Here is a 12,879-nt window from a genome sequence, read left to right on the forward strand (position 1 = left end):
AAAAACTTTGAACCTTTGAACCTCAGTTCCTTTGAACCTCAACTAAAACAATATTAGGTTTAGGCGCTGGTTTCATGCCTGCTCCCATATAAAAACTCGTATGTGGCGGCTGATTATAACCAACATTTTGCCACGCAATACTCAATCTATATTGCGGATCGTGCATTAAAGTATATTGCCTTATTTCTGTTGGAATTGTCGTAGAATAAATCCTCAATTCTTTATTATCTTCAGATCTTAAAATTAATTCTTCTCGCCAGTCTCCCAGAATATCGGCTGAAAGCGTCGGTGTTGATTTTGTGCCATTATTAGATGCCGCTCCGATTGCCATAAACAATCTTCCCTGGTTGTATTTATCAATATAATTTGAATTTAAAAGTTCTCGTGAAGAATCTCCATCCCAATAAATTAAAAAATTGGTTGATGTTGGTGCTTTCCCTATTATATTTCCTTTCATATCATGCAAATCCGGAGATCCGGACCACCAGCATTGCGCTCCTTTTATCGTGGAATCTATATTATCAGCGACGCCACGACCTACGTCTTCATTAAGAGAATCGGTAAATAAAACCTTCCCATCCGCTGCAGAAAATAATGTAACGCCCGGGCCTTTTGTTCCGTTTTCGATTTCATGAATTCCAAACGCTTTCAAACCGGGAATATCGGGATCAAGATCAGAAACATGCAAAGCGTCGCCATGTCTAAAACCTGTTGTATACAATCCTTTTCCATCATCATCCACACACATCGAACCATAAATGATTTCATCTTTTCCGTCATGATCAACATCCGCAACTGTAAGTCCGTGATTTCCCATTCCTGAGTATGGATTCTCGGCATCTTTACTATCAAAAATCCATCTCGAAGTAAGTTTACCATTTTTAAAATCCCAAGCCGCTAAAACCGTTCTTCCGTAATATCCTCTGCACATTACCACACTCGGATGAATTCCGTCTAAATACGCAATGCAAGCCGTAAAACGATCAATTCTGTTTCCTTTCGTATCGTTTCCTCCACTTCCACCTCTTCCGCCCCAGCCAGCGAGATCACCTCTTTCCGGAATATAATCTACAGTTGTAATCAATTTTCCGGTTCTCCCGTCAAAAACCGAAAGATATTCCGGACCTTTTAAAATTTTACCTAAAACCGGAGAATCAGGATCACGATCTACCCAATCTTTTGAGGCATCTCCCACAACATTATTTTGACTATCAGTTGTTCCGTCAGCCGTTTTGCAGACAAATTCTGAAATTCCGTCACCATCCAGATCATACACCATAAATTGAGTATAATGTGCGCCTTCGCGGATATTCTTTCCAAGATTAATCTGCCATAGAAATTTCCCTTCTAAAGTATAGGCCTGAAATATAGGCGGATCTGTAATTCCTTTAAAAGAATTATCTAAACTTTTTCCTGTCATGTGAACAATCAAATCGTATTTTCCATCTCCGTCTAAGTCTCCAACCGAAAGATCATTCGGAATATATCCTTCTACTTCTTTTAATTTAATTGACAAATAATCTTTATCAGGACTTTCGGCTGCAATTGTAAAATTTCCTTTCGCTTCCTGCTCTTTTCCTTTTAAAACCGTTTTTACAAACCATGTATTTTCTTCATGAACATTTGCTTTGATGTCCAGAAAATTGGTAGCACCAACAATAGGTTTTTCATTTAATTTGATTGCTTTTTTAGTACCGCTTTTTCGGTATAAATTAAAAGCCAAATCATCAGAATCTGTTCCTAAAACGCGCCATCCGATAAAAAAATGATCCTTATTTTTTATGGCAATTATGCCTCGGTCTAAATTTTCCATTTGCCTTTGAGCGAAAATGGTATTTATCAAAAACAATAAAGCAAACAATAATTTATTCTTTTTAAAAGCTATTTTCATATTTTATTTTTTTTTGTTTCACGCAGATTTTAAACAGATCTAAGCTGATTTGCACAGATTTTATTTTCTATTCTTTGCGAACTTTATGATAAATTTTATATTGATCTGCTTAAATCTTTTTAAAATCTGCGTGAAACTTATAATTTAAAACATCCTTTTAAATCCCTCACTTTGTACTTTCCATGTTCCATCTTTAGGGAAACCCGGGTTTTCTTCTGTCGATCCGTCCCAACCGCCGCACATCATGGCAACTGCCGTTAAAAGTCCACCGTTTCCGGGCAGATAAAGCGTTAATCTTTCTGCCTGATAATTGTGACCATTTTTTAAATATGTATTTGTGGTCACATTCATAAACAAGGCATCAATAGCTTTTTCAGGCATATTTAAACGCGCGGCCGACATCGCTGTCATCGGAAAATCCCAACCCCAGGTTTTATCCCACGACCAGGTTTTCCAAACCAGATCAAACGTATTCTTCATGATTTTTTTATCTAAAAGAGACGTTTCAGGAAGCATTCCAAAAGTTCCTAATACCGATGGGTGATCTGTTTTAAATTCTGGATTTGTGTATGAATCTGTAGCACTTTCTGTGGCTAAATAAACCTGATCTGCCACTGGCAACGGAGATAATTTAGCTAAAACCGTTTCCCATTTTTCAGGCACTTTCTGGTTTAACTTTTTCTTCCATGAGATTGCCGTTTTCAAAGCCCAGTTCCAATACGCCAATTCATAAGTTGGGTTAAAAGTTTCCATCGCCTTAAAGCGTTCTTGTGCCGGAATTACTCCGGGTCCCAAAACATAACGATCGTTTTTAGTATCATAATTTGCAAACGAAGCCATAAAATCAGCCGTTGCAAAAACGCGTTCGCTGTATAGATTTAAAGTTTTATTTGTTGAATTTGCCCTGTACATTAATTCAGCATAAGTTATAAAATGCGGCTGTTGCCAAATCAAAAATGAACCTACAGATGACGGACTTTCATTTCCGTCCGGATCTGTCATTTTTTGCCATCTTGCTCCTTCAAAACCTTGTCTTTTCGCTATGTTTTTTGCCTTATCAAAAACCTTCTGATACCACGGAAGACTTTTCTCTAATAATTCCGGTCTATTCCAAAGTGCAAAATGAACGCCATGCCACCAATGCATTTCTAAATGCGGTTTTCCGTACCAACTGTTATATGTTAAACCTGTTTCCTGTGGCGGAATTTTTCCGGTACATTGTACTTTGGTTAAATATTGCGACAAAATAACCCTTCGTTCTAATTCTTTCGCACGCGGGTCTGTACTTCCTGAAAAATCTACCGCAGCGCCACTTTTCCAGAATTGTTCCCAGCCTTTTATACTGCTGTTTTCAATTTCTGCAAAAGAAGAATTTGCTGCTTTTTTATCTGCCAAAGCAAAAAGACAACTTAACTCTAAAGTATTCGTATTTAATGCTTCAACTGTAAAATAATGATCTGCTATCTTTTTTATCTGCGCATTTCCTTTCCAGTTTAAATTGACATTGTATGAAATACTATCCATAACATGCGTTATAATTGCTTCTGTTTTAGACTTTTCTACAAGAGTACTTTTATAATCTTGTTTTCCTTCCCATTTTGTTCCCATATCTGACCAATCTCCGGTTGGAAACGGAATTCTCAAACTGATTTTTAAACGTTTTTGCAGCAATAAATCTGATTTGACTTTTACGCCAATTGCATCTTTTTCCTGATGAGAAACCGTTAAAACCGTTACCTGAATTCCTTCTACTTCAAAAGAACTTTCTATTTCTCCTGTCCATAAATTCAATTTTTGAGAAATCGATTTAATATCTTCAGGTTTTGCTGCGGTTCCGTCTTTCTTTGTAATTTCAAAACCTAAATTCCCCAATTGCAATAAATGCGGATTTTGCCTGAACCAGTTTACGGCTTCGACTTTTCGTGTTGGTTCTTTGATCTGAACGGTATACGAAATATCTCTTCCGTATTGTTTATAATCTCTTAATGTTTCTGAGAATTTATAATTATTGGTATTTTTATAACTATCCCAACCCCATTCTGACTGTGTTCCAAGCGGGATTCCGTTTTCATATTTTTTTGAAAAAGTCTGTAATCCGGTTGCATCAACTGTAAAAGCAAAAGCTCCGTTTCCAACAGTCAAAGAAGCCAAAGTATCAATAGCTGAAATTTGAACATTGTGTCTTGTTACCAATGCTTTTCGATCTATTTTCTGTTGCGCCGATACTGAAATAGAAAATAGAATTGCAATAATTAATTGATATTTTTTCATTTGATTTAATTGTATAGTTTCGTTTTTGATATTTTTAAATTCAACGCATTTTTGTCATCTTTATGAAGGAAGGATGACAAGATTGAGAATAAAGTTCCAAAACATCAGTTTTTAAAGTTTACTATTTTATAATTATCTAATTAGCGTCGCACTCATTAAACCAATTACAACATCATTAGCAATTGTTCTTAAAATCAAACTTTTCAGGGTTTTATTTTTATCCAGAGGCAAATCTAAAATAGTTCCTGCACCGCCATCAACACCATAATTCGAAAATCCTTTTATAGTTGTAAAATTTTTAAAGGTTCTAGAAATTTCACCTGTTTTAAAATATACTCTTGGTGGTTTTGGTGCATCTGTTGTAAATGCAAGTCCGTCAACAAAATAATCCTGCTCAATTGGCCACCAGTTTTCAGGATTTTTTAAAGGCAAAACCTCCGAAGTTCCATCAGTATAATTCACTTTTATTTCGCCATTGATCATTCTGCTTTGCATTGGGTTTGTTGTTCCGGCCATCATCAAATAAATATGAGAAGCTTTTCCGTTTAACGGAATATTGATGCTTTCTGGAAAATTATCCCACATGGATGTGAAGATGATATTTTTCTGATTTTCATCAGAAGGCGTTTGAAACGGAATTCCGTTTGGAGTTGTAATTTGTCCGTTCCCTTTTGCCTTTTCGCGTAAGCCTTTATCATCAATTTTTACAGAAACATTTGGATAACACCAATTTCCAATTCCTTGTTTTGGAAGCTGTAAAGTCACCGTATTAGGTCTTGGCGATACATATTCGTAATTAAAAATGTCGGTTACTTTTGAATTAAAAAAAGAAGTAAGCGAAATGGTTTCTGCACGTTTTGATTTATCTAACGGAATATCCCAATTTGTAATTTCTCTTTCCGATTCCGTTATAGCTTTAATATTCAATTCAATAGGTTTCCACCACGATAATTCTCCTTGACTTAATTCTACAAAAAAGACTTTGTTACCAACCGAATTCACTTTTGCCTTGAGCGCATTATCTGTTTTTGAAATAACACTTAAAACTTGCTGCGGATCGTAAAGAGAGATAATTTTTGCCTGAGCCGTTTTGATTTCAAAAATTTCATTAGAAACATAATCCGATTTTGGATTTATATCTTCTAAAGAATTTCCTTCCCATTTAATGGAAATCTCATAAATAGAATTGTACGGAACTTCAATACTGATTTTTGGTTTTCCGATGCTTTCCGTAACTACTTTCCATGAAACCGTTTTTCCGTTTACGGAGATATTTTCTACACTTTCAAAAGATGCATCCAAAACTAATTTCAAATTCATTTTTACAGAAAACTGATTTTTAATCCAATATTTTTCTTCTTTATTTTCTCTTTTAAAATCAATTGAAATATCCGGAATTTCTAAAAAAGCATTATTCCATGTTGAAGGAAAACCGGGTTTAATCGTTAAAACTTCAGCCAAAGCATCAGGCTGAATTCCGAAAAGACCTTCAACCAAAGTTCGCGATGCCATACCAATTGGATCAGCAAAATCGCGGTACAATTCACCACGTATGGCATCCTGATATAAAAGTTGCTCAAAACCACCCGGCGAAGCGCCCAAATACATACTTTCTACCAAAGCACTTTCCCACATTTTAAAAGCTTTATCAGCTTGTCCGCCTTGCCAAAAAGCCAGCGAAGTATGCAATTGTTCGGCCAAAGCCACATTGTTTATCGACCATGTATAAGGCTGCCAATTGGTTGTGCTTATGACATACAGATCTTTTTTATCAAGTCCTTCTGCAGAAATAGGAATATGCGGAATCTGAGTATCTACGTAATTCAACATTTGGTAACTCTCAAAAGGAGTTGATAATTCTGAATCAATGGTGTGATAAATGCTCCAGATTCCGGGTGTTTCATGCAATAATTTGTTTCCGAGCGCATCTTTATATTCTGCAAAAATTCCTTTATTCGGAATCCAAAGTTGGGCATTTGTAGCTTTTAGGATTTTGTCTGCTTCTTTTGAAAACGGACTCGGATCTTGTTGTATTTTTTTAGCTGTTTCTGCAACAACTTTATTCGCATAATAATTATACGCCGAAGAATGAATTACGCCTCCGCCGCTATATTGCAAAGCGTCGCTCGCCCAAATAGATGCATACGCATCATAAAGTCCGTCGTTATCAGGATCGAAATTTCGTTTTTCCCAATTTAAATGTCTTTGAATTGTTGGCCACATTTCTTTCATAAACGATGCATCACCAGTCCATTTAAAATGTCTGAGCATCTGATCTATAAAAACCAAATTCATATCATAATGATGTGCAACGTTATTTTTATTTGGGTTTCGGCTAATATAACCGCTGGTGAACATTGAGGTTCCCATTTCTTCTTTTTGGCGCGCTAAATTCCGAAGAGAATCAAATACAACCGGACCATTTTCAGGAGTTAAAACCTGAGAATTACTATAACTCGTAAAATGCGTTTTGGCGCGATCATGCCATCCCAACGGATCTGCGGTATAAGCACCACGCCAGGCATTTAGGTACATTCTCCAGGCAATTGCTCCGTGCAGATAAGCCGGACTTTCCCAAATTCCGTCAGCTGCAATCGAAAGTGCAGCACCTAAAGTATTGATATAAGGATCCGGAGTTGAGACTTTAACTCTATTGGCTAAAAGTTGTGTTTCCTGAACTGATTTTTCATAAAGCTGACTCAGGCCTTTTTGAGAAAAATCTATTTTTAAATCTTCGGTAGCAAAGAGCCAATACATTGCTTTATCTGCGTTATTTTTTGTTTTTCCTGTAATAACCGGCAACGATTCTGTATTTGAATTATAGAGTTCTAAAGGCGAATTTTGCTGTTTTGCATTTGCTAAATGTGTTGAAGATTCAGGAAAAAAACCAACCAGACTTTTATTATTTCCTGATTTTTGTTTGTTATTTTCAGAACCGTATTCCAATAAAAAAGATTGTTTTTTTAAAGTGTATTTGTTTCCCAGACAGTATTCGGGATGTAAATAAAATACAGATTCAGGATCTGCACCAATATCGCCGTCACGACTAAACTTTTTTCCTGTCGCGCCACCAAAAGCCCAAATTATATTGGTATTTTTCGACAAGTTTTTGCTGTAGACTTTTACAATAAATCCCTCTTTTTCTTTTAAGGCAACAACATCAATATATAAAGTTGCATTTTCTAAAATTGCATCCTGAATTTCATAATGCATTGTTCCCAGAATATATCGTGTCTCAATTTTAGAAGCTTCCGTAATCCATTTACTGGTATTTTCGTTTACAATTCCTAGTTTAAAATCCCCTCCCATTCCGGGCATGTACATTGCAAATTCAGGTAAATCGCCGGTTTCAACCCTAAATCCGGTATTAGAACCATAAAGTGCACGATTGAATTTTCGCGTACCATTTTTTAATACAAAACTATTTCCGTCGGGCGCATAATGTATTTTACGCAAGGTTTGTTTCTCCTGTCCAAATGTTAGAATTGAACATAAAAAAGACAGGTAAATTAGGGAATGTAGCATTTTAAATTTCATTCAAAAAGTCGCATTAAAAACATTAATTGTTAAGCTATATTTATAAGCCAATTCGTAATTGTTTGATAATTTAATTGCAATTTCATTGTTTTTTTATTTTTTACTATCCTGTACCTACCTGATTTTATCAATATAATAATTTAATATTCTTTAATATTTTAACATCATAGTACAGGATACTATATAAAATAAGAACTGCTAGTTTTGAAATACTATCTCATTAACTATGCAATTAAAAAACATCATTTATCTTTTTACAATTGTTGCAATTTTCACTCAAAACATTGCAGCACAACAAACTGACAAAATATTTCTTTCGGGAAAAGATTTTGAACATCCGGTACAATGGGATTTTTATTGTACTGATGGAAATAATAGTAAAACGTGGTCGAAAATAAATGTTCCGTCTCAATGGGAATTAGAAGGTTTTGGTGAATATACGTATGGCCGCTGGTACAAAGAATTAAACCAAAAAGAACCGAGTAAGGAAGAAGGTTTATACAAATATGAATTTGAAATTCCTGCAAATTACAAGGACAAAAATATTCTGATTGCCTTTGGCGGTGCGATGACGGATACGGAAGTAAAAATCAACGGAAAATTAGCCGGAATAATACATCAGGGCGGTTTTTATGAATTTAAATATGATATTTCTTCACTATTAAAATTTGATTCAACAAATATTCTTGAAGTTCATGTTTGGAAACATTCTGCCAATAAATCAGTAAATGCGGCTGAACGAAGAGCCGATTGGTGGCTGTTTGGCGGTATTTATCGTCCGGTTTGGTTAGAAGTTTCTCCTAAAACACATATTGAAAATATTGCCGTAAATCCTAAAATGGATGGTTCTGTTACGGTTGATTTAAATCTTAAAAATATTCCTAAAAACACCTCTTTAGAAGCTATTATTAAAGGCGTAAATGGAGAAAATTTTGAGACTTTTACTTTTCCGATTAAAGCAAAAACTACCAAAGAATCAATTACTGCGCAATGGAAAAATATAAAACCGTGGAATCCTGAAAATCCTAATTTATATGAATTGGAATTGGTTTTAAAACAAAACGGAAGTGTACTTCATGAATATCATAAAAAAATTGGTTTCAGGACTTTAGAGTTTAAAAAACAAGATGGTATTTATGTAAATGGCACTAAAATTATCATGAAGGGAATTAATCGTCATTCGTTTTGGCCGGAAGGAGGCCGAAGTACCAGCAAACGTATTAGCGAATTGGATGTTAAATTAATTAAAGATATGAATATGAATTCGGTACGTGGACATTATCCGCCGGACGAACATTTTCTGGACGTTTGTGATTCTCTCGGGCTTTTTGTTCTGGATGAACTGGCTGGCTGGCAAAACGCTTACGATACCGAAACGGGAACTAAATTAGCAACAGAAATGATAACACGCGATGTAAATCATCCGTCGATAATTATTTGGGATAACGGTAATGAAGGCGGCTGGAATTATAATATTGATACTGTTTTTACTGAAAATGATCCTCAAAAAAGAATTGTAATTCATCCATGGGCTGATTTTAACGGCTGGGACACGCATCATTATCCGACTTATTTAACGGGAATGCATCGGTTTAATTCGGGTGAAAATGTGTTTTTTCCAACGGAGTTCATGCACGGAACTTATGATAACGGACACGGTGCTGCTCTTGAGGATTTCTGGAATCGGTATAAGGAAAGTCCGCTTTTTGCCGGAGGTTTTATGTGGGCGCTTTTAGATGAGGCGGTAAAACGCTCTGACTGGACGGGAAATGTAAAATTTGATTCGAAAGGTTCGCTTGCCGCAGACGGAATTCTTGGACCTCATCGCGAAAGAGAAGGAAGTTATTATACGGTAAAAGAAGTTTGGGCTCCGATTCAGTTTCAACCTAAACAGGTTACAAATGATTTTGACGGTACATTTTTGATTACGAATGATTATCTTTTTAGTAATTTGAATTTGTGCAAAATGGACTTTAAAGTTGTAAAAGCAGATCATAATATTCTTTATAATAATGAAATTGCCAAAGAAATAAGTTCCGGAAAAATTGAAATTCCGAGTATAGAACCCGGAGAAACCAGAAAAATCAAATTTAATGTTCCGGGCAATTTTTTAGAAGGAGATATTTTATCGATATCGGCTTACGATCAATTCAATAAAGAAATTTATACCTGGACATGGCCGATTCATAAGGCTAAATTTTATGCCGCTAAATTTATAAATGTTCAAAATACAAAAGCAAAAGCTTCGGTAACTAAAACGGAAAAAGAAATCATTTTAAAAGGAAATAATGTTACGGTTACTTTTGATACTTCAACGGGAGAAATTTCTTCGATTAAAAATGGAGTTGCCATTATTCCGTTAACAAACGGCCCGCGCCCGATTGGAATGAAAGCTAAGCTTAAAGATATTCAAATTTCTCAGGAAGGCGAAAAAGCGATTTGTAAAGTATCTTATACCGGAGGTTTGTCTTCTATAAAATGGATTATGGAATCTGACGGGAGGTTTAAAATGGAATTGATTGCTTTGAAAAATGCTTCTGGCGGTGAAGGTTTTGACGGTGCTTTTTTTGAAGATAAAATCAGCTCTTTTGGAATTACTTTTAGTTTTCCTGAAAAGGAAGTGACGGGTATAAAATGGTTTGGAAGAGGACCTTATCGTGTTTGGAAAAACAGAATTAAAGGAACGACTTATGGTTTTTGGGAGAAAGAATATAACAATACCATTACGGGCGAAAGTTTCGAAAATTTGATTTATCCCGAATTCAAAGGTTATCACGCCAATTTATTAGCAGCTAATTTAAAAGCCGGAAATTCATCTTTTAAAGTCTTTAGTGAATCTGATCATTTATTTTTGAGATTATTTACGCCTGATTTGCCTAAAAATGCTTTTCCTGGAAGTAATCCGCAACCGGCATTTTCGGAAGGAGATATTTCATTTATGCATGAGATTCCGGCAATGCGCGATTTTAAACCTTTGGAGCAACAAGGTCCACAAAGTCAGCCTACTAATATTCGGATTAAAAGTGGCGATGACGGAATTTTAATGAATTTGTGGTTTGATTTTAGGGCAAATTAATATAATATAAAATGTTATACAAATACCTAACAGGTTTTGGAAACCTTTTAGGATACGCGCTATGATTTCCTAACAGGTTTTCAAAACCTGTTAGGAATGATTTTAAACGATAAAAATTAAGAAATATGAGATTGATTAAAATACTCTTTTTTATATCTCTGGCAGTATTATTTATCAATTTTACTTCCAACCAAAATAATAAACCTACTGTTTTTATGGTTGGCGATTCTACCGTAAAAAATGGTAAAGGAGATGGTGCCGGCGGGCTTTGGGGTTGGGGAGATTATATTGGTCAGTTTTTAGATACTACAAAAGTTAACATTGAAAATCATGCTTTGGGCGGAACAAGCAGCAGGACTTTTCAGGATAAAGGTTTATGGACTGTGGTTTTGAATAAGCTTAAAAAAGGTGATTATGTTTTAATTCAGTTTGGGCATAATGATGATGGAGCAATAAACGATAGTCTACGAGCCAGAGGAACAATAAAAGGTATTGGAAATGAGACTCAGGAAATTGACAATATCCTTACAAAAAAGCATGAAATTGTGCACAGTTATGGCTGGTATATTCAGAAAATTATTCAGGAAGCAAAATCTAAGGGAGCGATTCCGATTGTTTGTTCTCCAATTCCAAGAAACGACTGGAAGAATGGGAAAGTGCCTCGCAATAATACTTCTTACGGATTGTGGGCGAAACAAATTGCTGAAAAGGAAAAAGTAACTTTTATCGATTTGAATGATAAAATGGCCATTGAAATGGAAAAGTTGGGCGAAACAAAAATAACCGGAACTTATTTCTATAAACGTGATCATACACATACATCTGCCAAAGGCGCTGTACTTGCAGCTTCGGTCATTATCAATGAATTGAAAATCAGCAAAAATTCTTTAAAAAAGTATATTTTAGAGAATCACAAAATTGTATTTCCTCCTAAGAAAAAGGTGTTTTTAATTGGAGATTCAACTATGGCAAATAATGATAATCCTGATGCTGTTGGCTGGGGCGTTGTGTTTTCTACGTATTGTGATACAACAAGAATTGAAGTGATTAATAAAGCTCGCGGCGGACGAAGCACGAGAACTTTTGATTATGAAGGGCTTTGGAATGAAGTTAAAAATGAACTGCAACCGGGAAATTTTATTCTGATTCAGTTTGGTCATAATGATGCGGGAGCTGTTGACAAAGAAAAACTTAGAGGTTCACTGAAAGGAAACGGCGATGAAACCCAGCAAGTAATTCGACCTGATGGTACCAAAGAAATCGTGCATACTTTTGGATGGTATCTGGAAAAATTTATTCGGGAAGCCAAAGAAAAGGGTGCGATTCCGATTGTTTTAAGTCAGACACCAAGAAATGAATGGCCGAATGATAAAGCTGAACGAAGAACAGAAACTTATAATAAATGGTCGCAAGACGTTGCAAATAAAGAAGGCGCTTATTATATTGATTTAAATCAAATTATGGCTTTAAAATATGAGGCTTTGGGAAAAGAAAAAGTTAAGACATATTTTCCTAAAGATCACACTCATACTGACTTTGAAGGCGCAAAACTTAATGCTCTTACCGCTGCTGAAAGTATCAAAAAATTAAAAGAATGTGATTTGAAAAACTTTATTGAATTATGAGTTAAATGTTAGAAGTAAGCTATACCAAGTTAAACTCATAACTTATAATTCACAATTCATAACTAATAACTTTTGGGCAAAAAAAAACCTCGTTTAGAACGAGGTTTTATCTTTTGAATACAAAGATTATTTTTTTGATTCTTCGATAGAAACTTTTCTAAACTCTTTTAAAAGTTTTTCAATTTCTAAAGTAGCTTTACGTGCTCTAGCTCCTGCAGCTTTAACTCCTTTTTCAGTTAATGACTCAGATTCTGTTTTGAATGTTTCGATTTCGGCGTTGATTTTTACTAATAGATCTTTCATGCTTATACTTGTTAAATTAAGGCGCAAAAATAAAAGTTTGCTTGAAACATAACGCAAGTTTATTGTTAAAATTATCACTCAATTTGTCATTTCAGTTAATATTTAATTAACCGCGCTTCTTCATTATTCATAATCAACCTATTACAAAAAATACTATTAAAATATTTTTTTTGTTA

6 protein-coding genes are annotated in these 12,879 nt (G+C 35.0%); 2 read left to right on the forward strand and 4 right to left on the reverse strand.

Going from position 1 to position 12,879, the window contains the following annotated elements; genetic code table 11:
- Positions 1-22: 22 nt before the first annotated feature.
- The 3 genes from GKZ86_RS08720 to GKZ86_RS08730 all read right to left on the reverse strand — a co-directional run bounded on the left by GKZ86_RS08720 (position 23) and on the right by GKZ86_RS08730 (position 7,687).
- Entirely contained in the window at positions 23-1,891 is a 1,869-nt protein-coding gene (locus tag GKZ86_RS08720) for a rhamnogalacturonan lyase (RefSeq protein WP_154782727.1), read from the reverse strand.
- A gap of 144 nt (positions 1,892-2,035) precedes the next feature.
- On the reverse strand, positions 2,036-4,162 hold the full coding sequence (locus GKZ86_RS08725; protein WP_154782728.1) for a hypothetical protein: 2,127 nt from the start codon (positions 4,160-4,162) through the stop codon (positions 2,036-2,038).
- Positions 4,163-4,294: 132 nt separating this feature from the next.
- Entirely contained in the window at positions 4,295-7,687 is a 3,393-nt protein-coding gene (locus GKZ86_RS08730) for a DUF4450 domain-containing protein (protein ID WP_228526564.1), read from the reverse strand.
- Positions 7,688-7,925: 238 nt separating this feature from the next.
- Between GKZ86_RS08730 and GKZ86_RS08735 the strand changes: the two genes are divergently transcribed.
- A complete protein-coding gene (locus GKZ86_RS08735; RefSeq protein ID WP_154782730.1) occupies positions 7,926-10,775 on the forward strand; it encodes a glycoside hydrolase family 2 TIM barrel-domain containing protein in 2,850 nt (949 codons plus the stop codon).
- A 125-nt stretch (positions 10,776-10,900) separates the two neighbouring features.
- Positions 10,901-12,400, forward strand: coding sequence for a rhamnogalacturonan acetylesterase (locus GKZ86_RS08740; RefSeq protein ID WP_154782731.1), 1,500 nt, complete (start codon positions 10,901-10,903; stop codon positions 12,398-12,400).
- Between the two features lie 126 nt (positions 12,401-12,526).
- On the opposite strand, the gene GKZ86_RS08745 is transcribed toward GKZ86_RS08740, so the two are convergent.
- On the reverse strand, positions 12,527-12,703 hold the full coding sequence (locus tag GKZ86_RS08745; RefSeq protein WP_059114598.1) for a histone H1: 177 nt from the start codon (positions 12,701-12,703) through the stop codon (positions 12,527-12,529).
- Between the last annotated feature and the right edge of the window lie 176 nt (positions 12,704-12,879).

It is taken from the genome of Flavobacterium sp. LC2016-13 (assembly GCF_009707955.1).
GTDB lineage: Bacteria > Bacteroidota > Bacteroidia > Flavobacteriales > Flavobacteriaceae > Flavobacterium.

Bases quoted from the DNA above. Each gene is read 5' to 3' on its own strand.
- GKZ86_RS08720 (WP_154782727.1), bottom strand. From the start codon at position 1,891: ATGAAAATAGCTTTTAAAAAGAATAAATTATTGTTTGCTTTATTGTTT.
- GKZ86_RS08725 (WP_154782728.1), bottom strand. From the start codon at position 4,162: ATGAAAAAATATCAATTAATTATTGCAATTCTATTTTCTATTTCAGTA.
- GKZ86_RS08730 (WP_228526564.1), bottom strand. From the start codon at position 7,687: ATGCTACATTCCCTAATTTACCTGTCTTTTTTATGTTCAATTCTAACA.
- GKZ86_RS08735 (WP_154782730.1), top strand. From the start codon at position 7,926: ATGCAATTAAAAAACATCATTTATCTTTTTACAATTGTTGCAATTTTC.
- GKZ86_RS08740 (WP_154782731.1), top strand. From the start codon at position 10,901: ATGAGATTGATTAAAATACTCTTTTTTATATCTCTGGCAGTATTATTT.
- GKZ86_RS08745 (WP_059114598.1), bottom strand. From the start codon at position 12,703: ATGAAAGATCTATTAGTAAAAATCAACGCCGAAATCGAAACATTCAAA.